The organism is Nostoc sp. FACHB-190 (genome assembly GCF_014696905.1).
In the GTDB taxonomy this organism is placed as follows: domain Bacteria; phylum Cyanobacteriota; class Cyanobacteriia; order Cyanobacteriales; family Nostocaceae; genus Nostoc_B.
This window is the reverse complement of the sequence record NZ_JACJQW010000012.1, coordinates 70082-92636: the sequence shown is the minus strand read 5'-3', so window position 1 is coordinate 92636 and position 22555 is coordinate 70082. Positions and strand designations below refer to the sequence as shown.

General features: G+C 40.2%; 19 protein-coding genes. 11 read left to right on the top strand and 8 right to left on the bottom strand.

Annotation, left to right across the window (positions count from 1 at the left end):
* Positions 1 to 291: 291 nt before the first annotated feature.
* Positions 292 to 1578, top strand: a complete 1287-nt coding sequence (locus H6G28_RS15500) for a GAF domain-containing sensor histidine kinase (protein WP_190592901.1) — start codon at positions 292 to 294, stop codon at positions 1576 to 1578.
* A gap of 275 nt (positions 1579 to 1853) precedes the next feature.
* Entirely contained in the window at positions 1854 to 3599 is a 1746-nt protein-coding gene (locus H6G28_RS15495) for an ABC transporter ATP-binding protein (RefSeq protein ID WP_190672022.1), read from the top strand.
* A gap of 256 nt (positions 3600 to 3855) precedes the next feature.
* Here the strand turns inward: H6G28_RS15495 and H6G28_RS15490 are convergent, their stop codons facing one another.
* Genes H6G28_RS15490 through H6G28_RS15480 form a run of 3 tightly spaced genes read right to left on the bottom strand, consistent with a single transcriptional unit; the run spans position 3856 to position 6217 of the window.
* Entirely contained in the window at positions 3856 to 4473 is a 618-nt protein-coding gene (locus tag H6G28_RS15490; RefSeq protein WP_190592902.1) for a response regulator transcription factor, read from the bottom strand.
* A complete protein-coding gene (locus tag H6G28_RS15485; RefSeq protein ID WP_190671900.1) occupies positions 4470 to 5285 on the bottom strand; it encodes a S1C family serine protease in 816 nt (271 codons plus the stop codon). Before H6G28_RS15485 ends, H6G28_RS15490 begins: the two co-directional genes overlap by 4 nt.
* Before the next feature lie 26 nt (positions 5286 to 5311).
* Positions 5312 to 6217 carry a S1C family serine protease gene (locus tag H6G28_RS15480; protein ID WP_190671897.1) on the bottom strand — a complete coding sequence of 302 codons (906 nt, stop codon included), beginning with the start codon at positions 6215 to 6217 and terminating at the stop codon, positions 5312 to 5314.
* A gap of 894 nt (positions 6218 to 7111) precedes the next feature.
* Between H6G28_RS15480 and H6G28_RS15475 the strand changes: the two genes are divergently transcribed.
* Together H6G28_RS15475 and H6G28_RS15470 are read left to right on the top strand one after the other, a co-directional pair.
* Positions 7112 to 8188, top strand: coding sequence for a M4 family metallopeptidase (locus tag H6G28_RS15475; protein WP_190671894.1), 1077 nt, complete (start codon positions 7112 to 7114; stop codon positions 8186 to 8188).
* A gap of 260 nt (positions 8189 to 8448) precedes the next feature.
* On the top strand, positions 8449 to 8751 hold the full coding sequence (locus tag H6G28_RS15470) for a protealysin inhibitor emfourin (protein ID WP_190592906.1): 303 nt from the start codon (positions 8449 to 8451) through the stop codon (positions 8749 to 8751).
* Positions 8752 to 8875: 124 nt separating this feature from the next.
* Here H6G28_RS15470 and H6G28_RS15465 read toward each other — a convergent pair whose 3' ends face one another.
* Positions 8876 to 9802: a cobalamin-binding protein gene (locus tag H6G28_RS15465; protein ID WP_190671891.1), complete on the bottom strand. Its 927-nt coding sequence runs from the start codon at positions 9800 to 9802 to the stop codon at positions 8876 to 8878.
* A gap of 575 nt (positions 9803 to 10377) precedes the next feature.
* Between H6G28_RS15465 and H6G28_RS15460 the strand changes: the two genes are divergently transcribed.
* The 6 genes from H6G28_RS15460 (at position 10378) to H6G28_RS15435 (ending at position 17675) form a co-directional block, all read left to right on the top strand.
* Positions 10378 to 12489 (top strand): hybrid sensor histidine kinase/response regulator, encoded by a 2112-nt coding sequence (locus H6G28_RS15460; RefSeq protein WP_190671888.1) that lies wholly within the window; start codon positions 10378 to 10380, stop codon positions 12487 to 12489.
* A 374-nt stretch (positions 12490 to 12863) separates the two neighbouring features.
* Positions 12864 to 13814, top strand: coding sequence for a J domain-containing protein (locus H6G28_RS15455; RefSeq protein WP_190672019.1), 951 nt, complete (start codon positions 12864 to 12866; stop codon positions 13812 to 13814).
* Positions 13814 to 15028, top strand: coding sequence for an ATP phosphoribosyltransferase regulatory subunit (locus H6G28_RS15450; RefSeq protein ID WP_190671885.1), 1215 nt, complete (start codon positions 13814 to 13816; stop codon positions 15026 to 15028). The genes H6G28_RS15455 and H6G28_RS15450 overlap by 1 nt, the downstream gene beginning before the upstream one ends.
* Positions 15029 to 15141: 113 nt before the next feature.
* The gene (locus H6G28_RS15445; protein ID WP_190671881.1) at positions 15142 to 15366 is read left to right on the top strand and encodes a ferredoxin family protein; all 225 of its coding nucleotides are present in this window, start codon (positions 15142 to 15144) and stop codon (positions 15364 to 15366) included.
* 324 nt (positions 15367 to 15690) lie between these two features.
* Positions 15691 to 16431 carry a PEP-CTERM sorting domain-containing protein gene (locus H6G28_RS15440; protein ID WP_190671877.1) on the top strand — a complete coding sequence of 247 codons (741 nt, stop codon included), beginning with the start codon at positions 15691 to 15693 and terminating at the stop codon, positions 16429 to 16431.
* 500 nt (positions 16432 to 16931) lie between these two features.
* Complete coding sequence (locus H6G28_RS15435; protein WP_190671875.1) at positions 16932 to 17675, top strand: ABC transporter ATP-binding protein; 744 nt, start codon at positions 16932 to 16934, stop codon at positions 17673 to 17675.
* A 56-nt stretch (positions 17676 to 17731) separates the two neighbouring features.
* Here the strand turns inward: H6G28_RS15435 and H6G28_RS15430 are convergent, their stop codons facing one another.
* The 3 genes from H6G28_RS15430 to H6G28_RS15420 are packed head-to-tail and all read right to left on the bottom strand — an operon-like array spanning position 17732 to position 18724.
* Positions 17732 to 18142: a DUF5615 family PIN-like protein gene (locus H6G28_RS15430; RefSeq protein ID WP_190671872.1), complete on the bottom strand. Its 411-nt coding sequence runs from the start codon at positions 18140 to 18142 to the stop codon at positions 17732 to 17734.
* Entirely contained in the window at positions 18135 to 18461 is a 327-nt protein-coding gene (locus tag H6G28_RS15425; RefSeq protein ID WP_190671869.1) for a DUF433 domain-containing protein, read from the bottom strand. The genes H6G28_RS15430 and H6G28_RS15425 overlap by 8 nt, the downstream gene beginning before the upstream one ends.
* Before the next feature lie 41 nt (positions 18462 to 18502).
* Positions 18503 to 18724: a hypothetical protein gene (locus H6G28_RS15420; RefSeq protein WP_190671866.1), complete on the bottom strand. Its 222-nt coding sequence runs from the start codon at positions 18722 to 18724 to the stop codon at positions 18503 to 18505.
* 212 nt (positions 18725 to 18936) lie between these two features.
* Between H6G28_RS15420 and H6G28_RS15415 the strand changes: the two genes are divergently transcribed.
* Positions 18937 to 20430, top strand: a complete 1494-nt coding sequence (locus H6G28_RS15415; protein ID WP_190671863.1) for an IS1380 family transposase — start codon at positions 18937 to 18939, stop codon at positions 20428 to 20430.
* 382 nt (positions 20431 to 20812) lie between these two features.
* Here H6G28_RS15415 and H6G28_RS15410 read toward each other — a convergent pair whose 3' ends face one another.
* On the bottom strand, positions 20813 to 22471 hold the full coding sequence (locus tag H6G28_RS15410; protein ID WP_190671860.1) for a serine/threonine protein kinase: 1659 nt from the start codon (positions 22469 to 22471) through the stop codon (positions 20813 to 20815).
* Between the last annotated feature and the right edge of the window lie 84 nt (positions 22472 to 22555).

Below are 22555 nucleotides of genomic sequence, written 5' to 3'. Positions count from 1 at the left end.
TAAAATTAACTTCTAGACTGCTGATAAAAAATAGTTACTCTTCAATGAAGGGTAAACTATCTTACTTACCGGGTTAATCTCTAAATTAGAAATAATACTAAAATTTATTAAAATAGTAAAAAAAATATAAACATCTAGTGTTTAAGAGTTTAATTATAGTAATGTTTATATTGATAAAATCAAAATCCAAAGTTATTAAATTAATATAAAAAACCAGAATTATTGCTGGAAAAAGTTTTGAACTTAGGATTAATGATTATAAAAAAATATTAACTTCTGCAACAGGCATATATGAGCAAAGCCAATGGTAAAACAAGTTTGTTGCAAAAACAATTATGGCAGCGCGAAAGACGAGCGATCGCATTTTTATCTTGTTTGAACTATCGCTCTGGAGAATTATCTAGCTACCTACAAAGCATTGCCTGTGGAGTCAGCGAGTTATTAGAAATTGATTGGTCAGTCGTGACTGTTTGCCAAAAAGGATTTGAGAAAGTACTAGCCAGTAGTATGGATATGGGCGAGGGTGAGCATGTCTATTCACTACATGGTTTACTCACCGGCACAGTCATCGAAATTGGTCGCCCTTTGGCGGTAGAAGATGCAGTCAAAAATCCAGAGTATGGGCAGATTCCCGAAGGTTACTGTGCTTATTTAGGCATACCTTTAAAAACAGCAGAAGGAAAAGTCATTGGTACAATCTGCTCTTTTCACCGCCAGCACAGAGAATTTACACCAGAAGAAATTCAAGTAGCCGAAGTATTTGCCGAACGTGCAGCTACAGCCATAGATAATTATTATCTCTATCAACAACAGTGTGAATTTAATCAAATTTTAGAATCAGAAGTAGAAAAACGTACTATTGAACTGCGAACCGCCCAAGCCAAACTCGTAGAACAAGAACGCCTCGCAGCAATTGGTGAATTTGCTGCCATGATTGTCCATGAAATTCGCAATCCTTTGACAACAATGCTCATGGGATTAAAGTATTTCCAAAAGACTAATTTAAACCCAGCCGCACAAGAGCGATTATCGTTAGCATTAGGTGAAGCTTCTCGCTTAGAAAATCTATTGAGTGAAATTTTGCTTTATGCGAAACCTCAAGTGTTGCAACTGGATGAGTTAGAGATAAATGACTTGATTCGAGAGTTGCTGAAATTAATTTGGGAAATGCCAGAAGCCTTAGAACGGGAAATCAAATTTATCCCTAGCCCAAACCCAATCAAAGTTTTAGGGGATCAAGACAAGCTCAAACAAGTATTTATTAATATTGTGCGTAATGCTTGTGAGGCAGTGTCTCCTGGAGATGTGATTATTTGGGAAGTCAAAAATTCATCTTTAGATCAAGTTAGCATTAATGTTTGTAATGGTGGCGAGCCAATACCAGCCGAAATTCTTGCACAACTAACGCAGCCGTTCTTTTCTACTAAATCTAACGGAACTGGTTTGGGATTAGCCATTTCTAAACGCATTGTTCATGCTCATGGTGGAGAATTATCTATTCATTCTGATGCGGTATCTGGTACTACTGTTACAGTGCAATTACCTGTAGCAACGGTACGGAAAACGGGTGGAAATTAAGTCAAAAGTTAAAAGTTAAAAGTCAAAAATTCTCTGATTTTTGACTTCCTCGTAGGGGTGTAGGTGTTCAAAATTCTGATACCCCATCTCAACAACTCAATTTGTGTCAGTCCTCAGAGTCATTTCATACTTTGGTGATGTGGTTTATGATTACGCAAGGGTGGGGAAGTCAATAACCCCTACACCTGAAAATCTTACGTAAGTCTTATTTTTAAGTATCTAGTTTGAGGTGAGGACAATTGGTGCAACAACCAGAACTGCGGCAAAATTCGCCGATGCGATCAATTGGGCGCGTGTTGAAGAGTTTAGGCAATTACCGTTGGATTTCTGTGGGAGCTTTGATTAGTGTCTTACTATTAACAGTTGCCAATGCTGTGACACCGCAATTATTTCGTTGGGGAATTGATCAAGGTATTGCACCGCGTAACTTACAAATAGTACTTTATAGTGCAGCTTGGATGGTAGTAGCTGCGATCGCACGGGGTTTGTTTAACTTTGGTCAAAGCTATTTAGCTGAAGCTGCATCTCAAGGTGTGGCTTATGATTTACGCAACAAGATTTTCAGCAAAATTCAAAATTTAAGTTTTAGCTATCATGACCAGTCGCAGACTTCTCAATTATTAACCCGTGTCACCAATGACATTGAGCAAATCCGCACTTTTGTGGGGACTAGCTTGATTCAAGTGATTGGGGGATTAGTGACATTGGTAAGTATTGCCATGATTTTGCTAGTGATGAATTGGCAACTGGCTTTAATTACCTTGTCGGTAGTGCCGATATCTGCATGGTTAATGGCAAGGTTTGTGAATCGGAATAACCGACTGTTTGGGCAAATCCAACAGCAATTGGGTAATTTGAATGCGGTTTTGCAAGAGAATTTGTTAGGGATACGGGTAGTGAAAGCCTTTGTGCGTGAGTCGGCGGAAAAGTCGCGTTACACAACCTTAAATGATGCCCTCGTCAGCGCAAATATGCAGACGATTATGGCTATTCGTAATACATTCCCGTTTATCTTTTTACTGAGTAATTTGGTGACACTGGCAGTCTTTGGCTATGGAGGTATGCTGGTAATTGGTGATAGCTTTTCGATTGGGGAATTAGTAGCATTTAACTCATACTTAGTGTTAATTTTTCAACCCATATTATTAATTGGGTTTGCTGCCCCAGCGATCGCCCAAGCCGCAGCCTCGGCTACACGAGTGTTTGAAATAGTTGATGCGGCTGTGGAAATCCGCGATCGCCCGAATGCGATGTTATTTGATACTTGCGGTGGTCGCATTACCTTTGAAAACGTTTCCTTTCGCTATCCGGGAGCCACCACCGAAGCTCTAAAAAATGTATCTTTTGAAACTAAGCCCAAAGAACTGATCGCGGTTCTAGGAATGACAGGTTCTGGCAAAAGCACAATTATGAACTTGATTCCCCGCTTTTATGATGTGACTGGGGGAGCGATACGCATTGATGGGCGGGATGTGCGAGATTTTACACTCCAAAGTTTGCGATCGCATATTGGCATAGTTTTTCAAGAAAGCACCTTATTTTCTGGAACCATCCACGATAATATTACCTACGCTAAACCAAATAGCAGTTTAGAACAGGTAATAGAAGTGGCGAAAACTGCCCAGATTCATGATTTTATTATCAGCTTGCCCGATGGCTACAACACAATTGTCGGCGAACGGGGTGTGGGTTTATCTGGTGGACAAAAACAACGGATTGCGATCGCCCGTACCTTACTCACCGATTACAGTATTCTGATTTTGGATGATAGTACCTCTGCGGTGGATGCTAAAACAGCCACCCAAATTCAAGCCGAACTAGATAATTTAATGCAGCAAAAAGCTTGTGTCACCTTTGTGGTAGCCCAACGCATTAGTACAGTCAAAAATGCCGATCGCATTTTATTAATCGATCAAGGTCAATTGGTAGCCCAAGGAACCCATGAAGAATTGATGCAAACTAGTCCACTTTATGGGGCAATTCTCGAATCTCAAATTCAACATCATCAAGTAAAATCTTGATTTATGGCGTTTCTGATTCTAGTGAAGTACAAGCAAGAATAATTAACCGCAGATGGACACAGATGGACGCGGATAAATTTGTACCTCAGTAGACTAAGAAAGGCTATATCGCACCAAGCATAGTAACAATTTTACCTCCTGCCTCAACCGCGTAGCGGTAAGTCAAAAGGCAAAAGTAAAAAGGCAAAAATCAAGAATACTTTTGACTTTTGGTTTTTTACTTTTGACTTCTCCAGCTTTGCCGGATTGCCTTCTACTACAGCATAATTAAACCAAGCCTGACACCAGCCGTCACCGCTTCGGTACGGGAAGAAACAGCCAGCTTTTGAAAGATGGATGAAACATGAAATTTCACTGTATGTTCGGAAATTTGTAGACGTTTTGCGATCGCTTTGTTACCCAACCCAGAACCTAACATTCCCAAAACTTCGATTTCTCTGGGTGTCAAAGTTTGCACGGGGTTAGCCACAACTTTTTCGCGGATGGGGAGTAATTCTAAATAATCTGGGTGCAGTACTATCAAACCCGATGCGATCGCCTCAATAGCCGCAGTAATTTCCGCTTCTGTGCTAGTACTGGGTAATATTCCCCGCACACCAGAACGTAAGCTATTTTCTAGGTCAAGACTCTCGATATCTTCTGTAATCAGTAGAATTTGTTGTTCTGATATCAGTTGCAATTTTGTCCAAGTTGATGAAAGATTACTGCTGAAATCTAACAGCAATACATCTGGTTGGAGTTGTTCAAATTCCTTGGTGAATGTCTCTAAATCTGATGTTGTTCCCACTACAGTTAGTTGGGGATGTTGATTGATCAGTGATGACAAACCCACCTGCACCACCACAGAAGCAGCAATGACCACCACTCGGATCATGTCGCCTCCACAGAGGTTTTCTGGGCAATGTCAACAATAAATTGCTTTCTCCCCCGTCGCACTTGTAATGGTATAGACTCTTGGTTGTGATGCAGATATTTAGCCAAGTCATTAGGTCGAGTAAATAACCGTCCTGCAACCCCAATTAACACATCGCCAATTTGCAAACCAACAGTTTCTGCCACACTATCAGGAACTATAGATAATACTAATAAACCGAGACTGCGCCTGTCTAAAACCACAGGTTGCAAGGTGACTCCAAGTTGCCAACGATGACTACCACTCAGAAAGCGGTTAACAGTGTTGCTGGGAATTGCCACCGCCAAACCGTTGACAATCATTGTATTAATCCCCACAACTCGCCCCAGACAATCAGCTAAACATCCACCAGAATTACCAGGATAAAGCTGTAAATCTGCGATGACGGCTGATTGATGATTGCTGTGAACCATCCCCATTGTGAATGCACCATCATCACCTAAAGGATTACCCACAGCCAGAACTAATTCACCAACTCGCAATGTATCAGAATTAGCAATGGTGGCAGGATGTAAGTTAGTTGCAGAAATTTTGAGTGCGGCTAAATCTTGCTGGGGGTCAAAGTGCGATCGCACAGCCGCAAATACCCGACCATCAGATAATTCTACAGTTGGCTGCTGACTGGTCGCTACATGAGCATTCGTAATAATCAACCCGTCTGCTTGCCAAATCACCCCAGAACCAACTCCCAACCCACCGCTTTTAACTTTGACTGTGCTTTGACGCAGTTTAGCGGCAACTACGGACAGTTCATCATTGAATTGTGTCATCATATTTGCTTGGAATTATGAGAAATTACTTACTCAACGGTACGTTCGCCAACCACAATATCTAACTCAACTAATGTCCCACCCCGGACAAGCTGCACTTTAATGAGTTTACCAATGCGATCGCTATTATTTAGGAGTGCCAAGACATCGCCTGTATCACTTACGGCGACATTATCCAACCTTACCAACACATCCCCCAGCAATACACCTGCATTGTCAGCCGGACTAGATGATTCCACATTGACAACAATTACCCCCGTTGTCGTTGGTAAATTCAGAAGATTTTTCAAGTTATGCGGTAAGCGTACAGGCTGCATACCTACACCCAAATAACCGCGAGAAATGTGTCCTTTAGTAAGTAATTGATTGACTACACGCTCAATTGTACTAGCCGGAATTGTCAAAGCTGTACCACGCCTTCCAGATGTATTCATTCCCACCACGTAACCAGCCGCATCAACTAGCGCCCCGCCAGCAAAACCAGGGTAAAGCGTGATATCTGGGCGAATAAATTGGTCAATATTGCCACCACTCATACTCCGCCAAGCCCCACTAACTACACTCACCGCCCCCATCGCCGCCCGTATATCACCTTCGCTACTTCTGGCTAATCCCAAAACTAAATGACCAACTTTGAGTTTTGTGATATCACCAATTTGTGCAACTGGAATTGCTGGATTTTGTAGTTGAAAAACAGCTATATCAGTACTAGGGTCATGACCGAGAAATGACAATGGTACAGTGTTTCCATCTGCAATAGTCGCAGTGATTTCGTCATAACGCCCCAGAGATTCATCTGAAGTCACAATAATATTATTACGCCAGTGAATACCACTGGAGGAAAGACGTTTACCAGCATTGACAGCAACTACAGCATTTCCAGCCTGTTCTACAATGTCCGCTAAACTGTTGGAAAAATCTTGCAATGAAGACATAAAATTATTCGCCAATATTTTGTGATGCTTCTATCTTGTCGCTTTCTATTCAGAAATAGCATCGGAAAAATGGGGAGAATGTCACCTAGAAAAATGGCTAGTACAAACAAGGTAAAAGGCAAAAGTCAAAAGGAAAAAGAAAGAAGGTCACTGAGCGTACTTGTACTAAGTGACTTGCCTTGAGCGTTCGCGCAGCTTCTCCGTCAGGAGAAGTCGAAGTGTGGTCTGTTTATTTATGCCGACCTGTACTAGTTAAACATGATATGAAAAATATACTGATTATCATTTTCGTTAGCTAATACGTAGCTAGATTAACTAGGTTGTCAATCAGCCAAGAATGAACTAAGGTAGGACTGAATTTTTATAAGGTAAATTAATATAAACTTTTCCGAAATTTAGTCTTAATAATTGGTAACTGCTGAATGTAAGTCATTGATTTGGCGGATAAATAGCAGATTCGCCGTTTATGATTTACAGCAACTGATTGAAAAAATTAATGAGTAATGAATAATGAGTAATGAGTCAAAAATTTACTTATTACTAACTACTTATTACTCATTACTTAATACCCAGTTGTAAAAACATCTATATATGCAACAAAGCTTAATAAAGTATTTAGGAAATATCCTGTAAAAGAGCTTGAAGAAATAGCATAATCGTTATTAAAAGGAAGTATCATTTAGCCCTGCTAGTTCTGTGGATAGTTGTGATTGATTTGTATAACCACTAAGGCTAAAATTACAGGTTTTAAGTTTTGTGACTCACTATTATAGATGCTGGACGAACATATCCAAAAACTAGTAGAAAAGTCAATAAAAATTATTTCTAGAGGATATGTTGATTGCATGAATTAGCATAGCGATCGCGTAGTTTTTTTGAAGGAGAATATCTTATATGGCGCGTAAGAAAAAATCATCAGGTTTTCAATTTCAACATTCAATTTACACAAGATGTCCTATTTGTTGTATTTTGCCACCTCACATGCTAGAGCATGTGGCTGTGAATGGTAATCCGCAGCAACGTTCTTGGGCGTTTCATACGTTAAACGTTTCCGCGCAGTTCCGTGGGCGACGGAATGTTGTCGGGAATATTTTCTTCTCTCCTTCTCCGGGTGAGAAGCGACGCACTATCTACGACGCGAAAAATGGACAGCAACTTCCCGGTACTTTAGTACGTAGTGAAGGTGATCCGCCAAGCACTGATGAAGCAGTGAATGAAGCTTATGATGCTGCTGGTGCTACTTATGACTTGTATTATGAAGTATTTGAACGCAACTCGATTGATGATAAGGGTTTGCGTTTAGACTCTACTGTACATTATGGTGTCAAATATGACAACGCTTTTTGGAACGGGGATCAAATGGTCTATGGTGATGGCGATGGCGAACTGTTCCAACGCTTCACAAAATGTATTGATATTATTGGGCATGAGTTAACACATGGAGTAACTCAATACGAAGCTGGTTTGCAATATTATGGTGAACCAGGGGCTTTGAACGAATCCTTTTCAGATGTTTTTGGTTCCTTGGTCAAACAAAGATTAAAAAATCAAACAGCCGACCAAGCAGACTGGATTATTGGTGAAGGTCTTTTAGCGCCCGGTGTGAAAGGTATTGGTATTCGCTCGATGAAAGCCCCAGGAACCGCCTATGATGATCCTGTGTTGGGCAAAGATCCGCAACCAGCCCACATGCGCGATAAATACACTGGTTGGGAAGATAACGCGGGTGTGCATATCAATTCTGGTATTCCCAACTATGCCTTTTATTTAGCCGCCGTGGAAATTGGCGGTTATGCTTGGGAAAAAGCTGGGAAAATCTGGTACATTGCTTTACGCGATCGCTTGCGTAACCAAGCACAATTTAAAACCGCCGCTAATGTCACCATCCAAGTAGCGGGAGAACTCTACGGTACAGATAGTCTAGAACAAAAAGCTGTACAGAATGCTTGGCAAAAAGTAGGAGTAATTTAAGCAGAATTCAGGAGTCAGAAGCCAGAATACAGAACGGACTGTGCAGATAGTAAGACGAAAAATTAAGGTTTCTCGATAGGGTGTAAGAGTATAGGGTGTAAGGGTTTTGAACACTTACACCCTATACCCATTCACCCTCACACCCAGTCTCAACAGACAATCTTCTTGCGTCACTCCTGTTCTGACTTCTTTTCATTGTTGCTAAACTGGGGGAAGATAGTTTTTTCTCCCAGCTTTTATATACAACGGAGAGCAAAACAATGCGGATCACATTTGAACGCACAGGTGGCTTTGCTGGAATAACAAAGAAAACAACCCTAGACACCAACAATCTTCCACCAAAGGAAGCTAAAGAACTACCATTATTAGTCCAAGCGGCGGATTTATTTCGCTTACCTGCACAAATTCCCTCGCCAAATCCCCAGAGCGATCGCTTTCAGTATAGGTTAACTGTAGAAGATAACGATAAACAGCACACAGTCATTGTTAGTGAAGCAGCCTTACCCGGAACTTTAAGACCTTTAATTGAATGGCTCAATCATTTGGCTATTCAGAGGGGGTAGGATTAGGGGGACAAGGGAGACAAGGGGGACAAGGGAGATAGAGGTTTTTGAGTTAATCAAACTAGCAAATTTGTTTTTTGTACTAACTAAAAAATCATTACTCAGCACTTAGCACTCAGCACTTTTACAAAACTTCCCAAGCAGTACCTTGATAACCATAGTCAAAAATTTCTGGATGCAAAATTTCTGCCAAAATTTCCAAAGAATCAACTAATCTGGGGCCGGGACGGTTAAAGTAAGAATTACCATCAGTAATATAAACTCTACTTGTTTGGCTGGCATGGAGTTTTTGCCATTCTGAACGTTGAATTAGTAACTCAGCTTCTTGGCGAGTGCGAATTAAATCAAAGCCACAAGGCATAAATACAATCACATCGGGATTACTGGCGATGAATGTTTGCCATTCCAAAGTTCCAGAAGGTTTACCGGGATGGCTAAACAGCGATTGTCCGCCTGCAAAGTTGACTAATTCTGGAATCCAATTAGCTCCTGTCATCAAAGGATCTGTCCACTCGATACAAGCAACTTTGGGCAGTTCGTTGAGTGCTAACCCTTGGATTTTTTGTTGTACGATTTTAACTCTAGCTTCTAGGTTTTCCAGTAATTTTACTGAGTCCACATCAAAGATATGAGCAACTTGTTCAATATCAGTCCAAACATCTTCCAGAAGATTAGGTTGTAAAGAAATAATTTTTGGCGAAGTTGAGATGAAATTACTAACAGCTTTTTCCACTTCTGGTAAGCTGACGGCACAAACATCACATTGGTCTTGGGTGAGAATGTGAGTCGGTTGTAACTGTTCTAAAACATCGGTTTTGATGTGATAAATACTCAATGCTGATTGCAATAAATCATTGACTTTAGTGTGAATATCGCTGCTAGGAACATCAATATTAAAGCGTGCTTCTGTGCATACAGGAACATTTTGAATATGTGGCGGATAATCACATTCATGCGATCGCCCTACAATTGCATCAGTTAACCCCAGTGTGGCTAAAATCTCTGTTGCACTTGGTATTAAAGAGACAATTCTGAGATTGCTATTAGTCATTGTTTTATTTCCCGAATATCTGCTACCAGTTAAATTTTTACAAACTTCAAATAATTAAGTATCTTTCTGTAGGAGAATGCCGCAAGTTATGAGCCTCATAATTAACTGGGCAAATTGACTATTTGATAAAGTTAAAGTGCCATAAATCAAAATATTCTTATACCTAATTATCTTTCATTTTAGGAGATATCGTCTTCAGGAGTGATGCTATTCTCTTGCCTTCTATGGTATTAGGTATGAGACATCAATCATAAATTTGCTGATAACAAGCATGTTGTAACTGTATGAGCTGGTTAATAGCATAGTAGCTATATGGAAATGATCTCTGCAAATCATAAAATTTTTAACAAACAGTCATTCCGTACGTAGTTATATACCGGAGGATTGCCAAAGTTGCATAACTAATAATAATGTAATTTTAGTAATAAGTATTGCACTGTACCTAAAGAGATTGATGAAAAAAAATATACTATCCTGTTCTGAAAAATCCTCTGGAGTATTTGTAGTTATAAAAGATAGTTTTGTTTTTGTGATAACTCCCTCAGACATGGTAATTACTTAACAGGTGTAGTTAGATGCAGTTAGCAGTGGTTAATGATGGTCAAGCAGAGATTGTGCCGATTAGAGACAACGAACAGCGTAAGCAAATTCAATCCTTAGTGCAGTTAGCCAGGAGTAAGACATTCCAAACAGGCAATCTCCAGGCAACACTCCAAGAAATTACAGAGGTAGCAGCAAAAACACTGTTGGTTGAGCGAGTGGGTGTATGGTTATACACTGCGGACAACACTGCTATAGAGTGTAGTAATTTGTATGATGTGCGGAAAAACATACATATATCAGGTCAGACTTTATTAAAAGCTAGTTATCCTAATTATTTTCAAAGTTTGGAAATGGAACGTAGTCTGGCTGTAAATGATGCGATTAACGATAAGAGAACCCAAGAATTAGCTGCATCTTATTTAAAAATACTTGGCATTACATCATTCTTGGATGCGCCTATTTGGTTAGGAGGACGTGTAGTGGGAGTAGTTTGTCATGAACACTGTGGTGAAATGCGCCAATGGACTGTTGAAGAAGAAAATTTTGCTAGTTCAATTGCCGATTTTGTAGCTTTAGCAATAGAAGCCAGCGATCGCCACATTGTACAAGAAGCTCTAGGCAAAAGTGAAGCACAATTTCGCGCTATTTTTGAGCGTTCATCAATTGGGATTGGAATTGCAGATATCAAAGCCCAAATAGTAGATATTAATCCGGCGCTATCTCAAATGCTGGGATATAGCCGGGAAGAACTTTACGGGAAGTATTTTATTGATTATATTTCCCCCCAAAAAGGAGATTTAGAGCTATATAAGCAACTCGTAGCAGGAATGTGCGATCGCATTGAAATCGAAAAACACTTCCGCCACAAAAATGGTCAGTTAGTGTGGACGAAACTTTCGATTTCGATGATTCCTGGGAGTAATGGAACACCAGAGTTTTTTTTAGCAATTATTGAAGACATTACAGAACGCAAACAAACAGAATTAAAACTGCGTGCGTCTCAAGCGGCGGCTGAAGCAGGTAATCGAGCCAAAAACGAATTTTTAGCGACAATGAGCCATGAATTGCGAACTCCTTTAAATGCAATTATGGGCTTATCACAGTTATTACAACAAGATATGGTTGGCTCTTTAAATGAGAAACAACAAGAATATGTTAGTTGTATCTATAGTAGCGGCGAACATTTATTAGCAATCATCAACGATATTCTGGATTTATCAAAAGTAGAATCAGGCAAAGAAGAATTACATTTATCAACTGTATCGGTCTTAGATTTATGTAATTATGCCCTTTCGACAGTACGTGACCAAGCTCAAGAAAAAGGTTTAAAACTAATCAGCGAAATTGACCCAGAAGCAGAAATTTGTCGAGTTGATATTCGGCGCTGCAAACAAATGCTAATTAACTTAATGACCAATGCAATTAAATTTACACCAGCAGGTCAGGTAAGTTTAGAAATCAAAAAAGTTCCTGAAGGTATTACATTTACTGTTGCTGATACTGGTATTGGTATAGATAATAGTCAATTTCATTTGCTGTTTGAACCATTTAAACAGCTAGATAGTCAACTAAATCGTCAGTATGAAGGTACAGGACTAGGATTAGCTTTAACACGTAAATTAGCGCGATTACATGGGGGAGATGTCACCGTCGAATCAAAATTAGGAGAAGGTAGCCGCTTTACTTTATTTATTCCAGAACCAGCAGATTTAATCACAGAGATAGATATGAGCGATGAAGATAGTAATCAGTTATCTTTGTCAGCCAGTCCATTAGGTCAAAAACGAATTTTAATTGCCGAACCAGAAGAGAATATTGGGATATTTTTACAAGACTATCTACAAATCATTGGCTATCAGGTGGAATGGATCAATAATCAAGAGCAAATTTTAGCAACTATCAAAATTTTTCAGCCAAGTTTACTTTTACTAGATACGCAATTTTTGGCAAATCATAGTTTTAGATTAATGCCAGCTTTAAAGCAAAAATCTCAACTGCTCAATATGGCTGTGGTATTTATGGGTGTTCAGGGAAATGATTGGCCAGAATTAAATAATCTACCACTAGAAAAGTATGACTATCTTGTCAAGCCAATTCGGATTATGCAGCTTGAATCGATTTTGCTGCGATATTTAGGCAGTTGAGGCTAATCCTGGGTGATTTGCGCTTGTTCAACACAAATGACTAATGATAAAAAAATATTCAAATTGAATGTCTAAAATTTCACAGTAAAATTATACTCAATTTGTCCAGGATAAATTGTTCAGTGTAGCCGAAAAACAGGCTGTTTTTGGCTTTTTAGAAGAAAAATATTGCTATAACTAGTGTTTAAGCTCTGGGTGTAGTCCGTAGATGGAATTGCGGGTTTCTAAAAAGACCTTTCTAGCCTCAGTGTGAGGATCATAGAAAATATTGACTCTTGGCTAGGGAATAAATGAAAAATTGCTACTGACAATCCACTGAGTGAGCGAAGTAAACTAGAAGGAATCTTATGAGTCCTTTGGTACAAAACCAACCTATGTCGCTAAAAATAGATCGTGGATTGTTTAAATATGACTTTATAGATCATCACGCAGTCTTATGCGTTACTGTGGATGCGGACGTGAAAGACATTCGGAAGCGTTATTTGCAAATTGCGCGGCGGTTGCATCCAGATAGTAATGCTTCTGCTACGCCTGGGGAAAAGAAGTTGGCTAGTGAATTATTATCTAAGTTGGTGAACCCAGCTTATGAAGCACTATCTAACGATCGCACCCGCACAGAATATATGGTAATTTTGTCCCAAATGGGTAAGCGTTTGGTGCAAGAGTCAAGCTCGATAGAACTTACCACTGATTTAGGCAGACAATTGGCAGCTACACCCAATATTGATCATGCCTATAAAACTGCGATCGCTAAAATTGCTGAAACTCAATTTACTTCCTTACAGCAAGTCATCCCTATTGTTGCTCAAATTAGCGAGTTGAACTTGGTTTATTTAATGCGGAGTGCTGGTAAAGCTTTCTCTAACCAAGCGTCTGCACAAAAATCTCCCGCACCAACAGCTAACACAGCCCCAAATACAGCTGCTGCACCCCCACCACCAGCGCCACCCAAAGAAGACGCAGCCGTAGAACAATATATTCGGCGGGCGCAAACTTTAATTGATAAAAACCAATTTGCTCAAGCCAAGGTCGAATTGCAAGACGCGCTGAAACTGTCTCCCAAGAGTAGCCGTTGTCATAGCTTGATTGGCTTGGTCTATTTAAAGCAAAATCAACTCAAAATGGCCAAGATTCATTTTGACAATGCTTTAAAATTAGACCCGAATGACCAAACAGCGAGCGCATGGAAACCTAAAATAGATAAAGCTTTGAGTCAACAATCCGGTGGTTCTAAAGCGACTCCATCTGCCAAAACTGGGACACAACCAGATAAATCAGGCGGTGGAGGTTTATTTGGCGGTTTGTTTGGTGGGAATAAAAAATAATGGTGTATCAACCAGCAGCGGGAGCAAGGGATTTATTACCTTTAGATGTAGCTCAAAAACGCTGGATTGAAGATAGGTTACAACAAGTGTTCCATCGTTGGGGATATCACAAGATTATTACCTCAACGCTGGAACGGATGGACACTTTGATGGCGGGGGAAGCAATTCAACGCCAGATGGTGATTCAACTGCAAAATTCTGAAGATGAAGAACTAGGGTTGCGTCCAGAATTGACAGCTTCGATTGCGCGTGCTGTAGTGTCGCGCATGGAAGGTGTCACTTATCCGCAACGACTTTATTATCATGCCAATGTCTTCCGGCGCATTTGGGAAAATCGCCACAATCGTCAGCAAGAGTTTTATCAAGCTGGTGTGGAACTTTTAGGCGTTGGTGGATTACGAGCTAATGCTGAAGTATTGCTATTAGTAGGTGATTGTTTAGACGCGCTTGGTTTGCGAGATTGGCAAATAGTTTTAGGCGAAGCGGGAATTACTCGCTCGCTTTTACAGGCTTTTCCGGCTAATGTACAAGCAAAAGTACGTCAGGCGATCGCTCACCTTGACCGCGTGACTATTGATACTTTGCCCTTGAGCGAGGATTTACGCGATCGCGCCAGAATCATGCTCGACCTGCGCGGTAAAAGTCAAGATGTATTACAAAAAGTCAGTAGCCTGGGTTTGGATGCAGAACAGCAAGCTGCTGTCAATCATCTGAAATCGCTGGTAGGGTTACTGGAATCAGAAAGAAAGTTTCCCATCATCTTGGATCTGAGTTTGATCCAAACCATTGACTATTACACAGGTATTGTCTTTGAAATTGTCCACAACAGCGATTATCCAGCCACAGTTTTAGGGCGGGGTGGTCGCTATGACCAACTTTTAGGACTGTATCATCCCCAAGGCGAAAACATCCCCGGAATTGGTTTTGTTCTCAATATTGAGGATTTACACCAAGTTCTGTTATCGAGCCAGCAATTACCCCAAGATATCCCCGCTAGTAACTGGTTAGTAGTACCAGAAACCGAAAGTGCGGAAGCCGCGGCTTTTGCTTATGCTCAAAAACTCCGTGATTCTACTCACCTAGTCATAGTCGAAATGGAATTGGGGGGAAAAGATGCACAAGCTATTCGTCAGTATGCCAGCGATCGCCAAATTGCTCAAATCGCTTGGATTAAAGCCGATGGCTCACCCACAATAGAAAGTATTAGTCAATAATCATTTGTCATTTGTCCTTTGTCATTTGTAAATAAAAATAGCCAATGACCAATGACCAATGACCAATAACCAATAACCATTGACTTGATCACTAAAGAGAGGGAATCTATCAAATGCCACATTCAATTGTGACTGACGTTTGTGAAGGTATTGCTGACTGCGTAGAAGCTTGTCCTGTAGCCTGCATCCATGAAGGGCCAGGCAAAAATGTGAAAGGAACCGGTTGGTACTGGATTGATTTTTCTACCTGTATTGATTGTGGAATATGTTTCCAAGTCTGCCCAGTAAAAGGTGCGATCGTTCAAGAAGAACGACCTGATTTGCAGAAAACACCTTGATAAAACCAGGCAGGGAGCAGAGGGAAAAAATCTCCCCCTTGCACCCTGCTCACAAGTGTAGGTTTTTAACAGAGTGATGAGTAGCGACTTTAAAATCACGATTTAATCAGAGTTCCATCACCCTCACACCCTAAATCAATTTCATCGAGACTGTTCAGCAGACTTTTAATTTTTAATCTTACGTATAAAAAGTTTATATAGTTTTGATATCTTCTTCATCACATCTGATAAAATATCTAGTTGATTACCTCAGTTAGCATCATTAGCTAAATCTGACACATCAGTAAATATTTGTATTTATCTGAAAGAAAGATATTGAAATTCATGAAACAACTAAGTAGTCTTCCTAGTGTTAAGTTTTTAACGTCTAGTATAGCTACCTTAGCTATTAGCTTGATTTCAAGTCAAAGTGCAACAGCCGCAACGATCGCGCTTGGCTTTACGAAGCTAACAGGGGTTACAGGTGGTTCTCCGGCAAACACCGCAGTTCTACGGGCGGAAATTCCGGCCATTAGCTTTGGTAAGATTGCTTCTATCGTAATTAAAGATATCAGTGATAGTAATGCTGGTTCTCCTGGGAATGTCACTGGGTTTGATTTAGATGCCATTAAACTGAGCTACAATGCTGTTGACAATGCAGCAGATGTGAATACCATCTCAGCATTAGACTTGTTTGATTTTAGTCCGACAGGAACTGTCCTCACCCCCGGAAGCCAGCGTCCGCCTGCATCATCAGCATTGTTTGGGACTACAGGTGGTAATGTCAATAATGCAGTGGCTACCCTGGGAAATTTTGATGCTAACTCCACTACTGACCCTACAAAAATTTTTGGATTTTTCAGCTTAGGGAATAATGGCCAAGTTGCATTTAAACTCAAAAGTCCGATTACTACAAATAGTCCGCTATATATTTACCTCGGCGAAGTCGGCGACAATGGTGAGTTAGCAACTGGGGAAATCATTGTCTCACAACCAGCACCTCCCGTTCCTGAACCGAGTAGTCTAGCTGTACTATCATTGGCGGGGATATATTTGGCAGTACGTTACCGACGCAAGAATGGATAGAGGATAGGTTATAGGTCAATACGGTTCAGTTAACGTTGTCAGCTTATCGATTTCAGAAGAACCAAGACTTGGGGGATTCTCCCCCAAACCCCCGATTGGGAGACGGTTGCGTCCCCCAAACCCCCTCCAAAAAATAGTTCTGTTTTATGTGTAGCAGTTAATTTATTTTCTTAACTGAACCGTATTGGGTTATAGGTGACAGGTTATAGGTGAGAGGTTATGGTTCAGACTCGGAATAAATTCCGAGTCTCATAGTGCAAGTTCTCTAAAGAGGACTCAAATAGAAATTCATTTCAGTCTACTTCAGTAGACTTTGGCTATGAGCCTGGAACTTTAGTTCTAGGCGGGGATGGCTGGAAAATAAAAATTTTCGACTTGTGTTTACACCTTAGCCGACAAGGAGAGAATTTGGGGTAGAGGTCAAAACGTTATTCAACGAACTCAAGTTAAAATTTATGCGATCGCGTAGCATCATAAGATTAAATTAAATCAAGGATTGTATGTCAGGTTCAGTTGATCACTCTGCCCCAATACTCGAAGTTACAAATGTCCATGCTGGTTACATCAAAGATGTGGATATTTTGCAAGGTGTTAATTTTCGGGTAGAAGTTGGAGAATTGGTGACGGTAATTGGCCCCAACGGTGCGGGAAAGTCCACCTTGGCAAAAACTATTTTTGGGCTGTTAACACCCCATACAGGCACAATTACCTTTAAGGGTGAGAATATTGCTGGACTAAAGTCAAATCAAATTGTCAAAAAAGGTTTGTGCTATGTACCCCAAATTGCCAATGTTTTTCCTTCTTTGAGTGTGGAAGAGAATTTAGAAATGGGGGCGTTTGTGAGTAATGCACCATTAAAGCCTGTCAAAGATAAAATATTTGCGATGTTTCCCAAATTGAGCGATCGCCGCAAGCAACGAGCTGGTACACTCTCTGGAGGAGAACGGCAAATGTTGGCAATGGGCAAAGCGTTGATGTTAGAACCCAGTTTATTACTATTGGATGAACCTTCGGCGGCTTTGTCTCCAATTCTCGTTACCCAAGTATTTGAGCAGATTAAACAAATTAATCAAAGTGGTACTGCGATCGTACTGGTAGAACAAAATGCGCGTAAAGCCCTAGAAATGGCGCATCGTGGTTATGTGCTGGAGTCTGGACGAGATGCGATTTCTGGCCCTGGTCAAGAATTATTAACAGACCCGAAAGTGGGTGAATTGTATTTGGGTGCGGGGAAAGGTCATTGAAGTTATGAAGTCTGAGCCAGACTGATAATTTTGCATTACTTACAATTGTGTCGTACTCATCTTGGGTATTCTTGAATGATAAAAACTTGTTTGCTGGATTGAGGCTGGTTTTGCTTCTTGACACGAATAAGGCGATCGTGCAGTGATGTTTCCCATGCAAGACTTTGTGACTTGATATTTTGCAAGTAGGCGTGGAGAGTTTGAGTTTGTCCTACATAGTCTCTATCAGTTTTGCAGATGATGATGCCATTATGAGAAATGCCGCTACGATGTAATGCAATGAAGTCGTCGCGGTTAAGAGTGATGACAACTCGGTTGCTTTGAGTGGCAAATGCGAGAACTTCATCATCGGGAATACCTTGATTTGCTTGTCCTGCTTCGTAGGAAGTCAGCACATCATAGCCTAACTGGCGCAGTTCTCTCACTATATCCATTGGAAAATTTTCATTAGAGTAGAACTTAACCATCGTCATCTTCTGTGAATGTGATGATTGCTCTGTCTAATTGCTCGCGGTGCTGTTCATAATAATTCCACGCGGCCTTTAAATCATCCAGTGTTAGGCTAGGGTAGTTTCGCAGCAACTCTTCTTCATCTGCTCCTTGTTGGCGAAAAGTAACCAATGTCCATACGGGGATGCGTGTATTGCGAATGCGTGGTTGTCCTCCACATACACCAACTGTCACTTGAATTGGCTGGCTGCTTAGTTGTTCTTGCAAAAAAATGCGTTCTTCTGGGGTGAGAGATTCGATTATTTGTACTAATGAATCGACCAATCGCGTGTTCATGGTCTACTATTATCGCTTCTAAATTGATAATTTTGCATTACTTAAATTGTGTCATAGATAGCATCATCTTCGCTGTAGCCTTTTAATAATTGCTCGGCTGCAAGACGATGCCAAGCTGCTTGTTCTTGTTCTTCTTCTGTGGGTTCATTGACGAGAATAATGACTTTTACTTGCTGGTTATTGGCTAACTGTTGCAAAATTCCATCTGGTAATTCTATTTTGCCTTCAGTGGTGACATTCGCGGGGAATTCGTATGCTTTCATATTGTTTTTATTGTGTGCTAGTTCTAATATTATTGTGACGCTGTTATTGCATAACTTGCTACGTCGCCAAACTTTGATATTGCCGATATCGTCTCCAGCAACCAGCCCATTGCCATCGGGGGTAAAAACCCGGATTTCTCACAAAGAAATAAAAAAAGGGGTCAAAAACTGCGAAAATGTATATAGGATAAGCATTTCAGCAGCTATAGAGCATGACCCCAGTATTCACAGATCGTACACCAAAACAGTTCAAATTCTCAGTTGAAAAGTCGCGCCCCATCGTAGTTAATTTCCAGGGGGGGACGGTAACATCAGATGCAGGATTGAGCTTAATTGCTGAAATAGATAGAAAACTGCAAATCACATCACAGCTTGCACAGTGTTTCCAAGACTACCGTCAGCCAAATCGAATTGACCATTCAATAGAGAGTTTAATTAAACAACGAATATACGGGCTGGTCATGGGGTATGAAGACTTGAATGATCACGAAGAATTACGTGATGACCCGATGTTTGCTTTAGCATTAGGGAAAAAAATAGGAGTAGAACAACAGTCGGCAATTTTAGCTGGAAAGAGTACATTAAATCGGTTGGAACATTGTCCTGAAGATGTGGAACCAGGAGCAGACAGCCGTTACCATAAAATCGGGCATTCTCCAGAGCAAATTGAAAGCTTATTTGTCAAAATATTTCTAGAATCTTACGCCAAAGAACCAAGACAAATTATTTTGGATTTAGATGTAACTGATGACTTGGTACACGGCAATCAGGAGCAAGTTTTCTTCAATACTTATTATGGGGGATACTGCTATGCTCCACTTTATATATTTTGTGGGAAACAAATACTCGCAGCCAAACTTCGCCCTTCTAATGTAGACCCAGCATTTGGGGCGTTAGAAGAATTGCAGAGAGTGATTAAACAAATACGTCAACAATGGAAGAATGTTGAGATTTTAGTACGTGGAGATAGTGCCTATTCTAGGGACGAAATCATGACGTGGTGTGAATCACAGCCTGGTTTAGATTATGTTTTTGGATTGGCACAAAATAGTCGTTTAATTGGGATGACTACGACAACTCAAAGTAAAGCCTCGCTTGAGTTTGAGCAAAAACTATCAACAGTAGTTTCATTTTTAGAAACAGTATTTAAGCCAGATGAACAACTTTCTTCTCTTGCGTCTGATTTGATTGATAACTCAATTTGGTACAAGTCTTTAGACTATCAAACCCGTGAATCTTGGAGTCGTAGTCGTCGTGTTGTTTGTAAGGTTGAATATGGGACGAAGGGCGCTAAAATTCGTTTTGTTGTAACTTCCTTAGCTACTAATAAAGTACCTCCTAGTCAACTGTATAAACAAAAATATTGTCAGAGAGGGGAGATGGAAAATCGCTTTAAAGAACAACAATTAGAATTAGAACTTGTTAGTGATAGAACAAGCACCCACACATTTGCGGGAAATCAATTACGTCTGTGGTTTTCTTCTGTTGCTTACGTTTTGATGAATGCGTTGCGTCAAAAATGTTTAGCTAAAACTGAATTACAAAATGCCACTGTTGGAACTATTCGGACGAAATTATTAAAGTTAGGAGCGTTAATTACTGTAAGCGCACGCCGCATTTTAATTGCAGTGACTAGCTCTTGTCCGTATAAACATATCTTTGCTGCTGCTCATAGATGTTTAAAAATGCTCCCTAATACTGCTTAATTGAAGTTAAATTGCCTTTTCCGTATTTCTAATTAATGATACTTTAGGCTTGGGTTGATACAAGTCTTTTTTGAGAATGCGGGCATTTTATCAACCGAGTATTTTGATTTTAATCTCAGTAAAAATATAGTAATTATTTTAGCTTTATAACTGCGGTTTTATACTTAACTCATCTCCGCACCTAAATTTTCATTGATGATGTATCAAAAAAATGTCTCATATCAGGTCATGTAAATTGATTTTTTACTGCTTGTGAGAAATCCGGGTAAAGGCGACGCAACGAACGCTATTAAAAGATCGCGAAACCCAACAAAGTCTTGAGGATGTTGGGTTAACCTGCGGGAAGCCGCTTTGCGTCTACGTTCCTCAACCTAACCTACGCCTAAATATCAGTCAATCTTGTATCATACTTTCCAGTTAATAACCAGTATATTGGTGCAACTAAACCAAAAGGTTTCCAAATTGCAGGATTTTTAAGATATCCATATTTTGTATAATCATCTTCATAAGAATATTTAAAATTTGGTTCATACGAATTTTCCATCATACCAAATGCAGAATAGGCAAAATAAGCAACTGAGCAATGCCAAGTAAGACTCCAACTTTGTAAAATCATCTGTGTTTCAGGAAATTTCAGAGTAATAAATTGGTTGAGATTATTTCTGTAAGGATATACTTCAGGTAGATCAAAATGGGAGAACATCACTGCTATCCGATATTTAGATTGCTCACTTGCAGAAACTCGTCTATTTAACTCGCCTTCCAAGGTTGACAAAGCTTGAGCAGTGAGTATATCTGCTTTTGATGTAGCATTGATTATTAATGCTAGATATTTTGTCTTTGAACAATCATCTAGGAACTCATCACGGATCAATGGAAACCAAACAAGTCCATCATTAAACAGTTCTCCGGGATATAGTTCGCAACTAAAAGCAAGTTTAATTTGTTGTTTTCTGATTAAATTAACGTTAAAATTTAGGGTGATTGATAGCGAATAACTATAGTTTCTGTCCATTGGAGGCAAGTTTTGCCCGTTAGCTAGAAAATGCTCTGCCATCTCAACTAAATTATGGCCATCGTGCTGTTCAATAGACTGCAATATATCTGTTTTTAGCAAATTTGGTAAGTAAGCTAAAGTTTTCACATAGGTCGACTTACCAGAAGGTCTTGGGCCGAAGATGATAATTTCTCCATCATAATTTTCTGGTATTGATGGTGCAGTATCTAGCAACACATCCAACCACTCTTGCACCGACTGGGGACGCAACTTGTAATTTAGCTCCATCCCCTTCATAATTGCCTCATTCACCCTGTCGCTAATTTTGGGATTTAAATATTGGGGTTGTTTCAGGTTATAGTTACACTGTCTTTCAAATGCTGATATGGGCGTTTGTCCAGTCAGCAAAGCATAAAGCGTTGCTGATAAAGCGTAAACATCAATATATTCTCCCCGTTCTGCTTTAGGTAAATACTGTTCTGGTGGCGCAAAACCAGGGGTAAGATGTTGTGTGTGTTGTTGGACTTCACCGGAAATAAATTGTCTGGCAATACCAAAGTCAATTAACACCGCTTCTTGTTTACCCGCCCGGAGCATAATGTTATTTGGCTTTAAATCTCGATGCAGCAAGCCCTTTTCGTGAACTACAGTCAATGCGTCACCAATTTGCCTAATGTATAGCAGTGCTTCGGCTTCTGATAATGCTCCTTTCTCGATAATTTTATCCGCTAAATCTTGACCTGCGATATACTCCATTGCCATACATGGCAAGTTATCCTCATCAAAGACATTCTCTACTTGCACAATATGAGGATGGCGACACAAAGCCAGTAGCAAAGCTTCATTCCGAAAGTCTTGGCGTAATTTTTCTTGCTGGCTTCTCCACGCGGGACGATTCAGGATTTGTGGTTTGAGAGTTTTAATAACGCGCAATTCACCGCGCCGATTTTTAGCCAGGTAAGTCAGACCAATCCCACCTTCGCCTAATTGTCTCTCGATTGTGTAGCGATCGCCAAATAAATGCTGCCCTGGATTCCACGCCATTGGTCAAGACCGTAATTTTACTTACATTTTATTTTGGCACAGGCAACACTCTGTTTTTGCTGTATTGTATAAAGGGAAAATCTT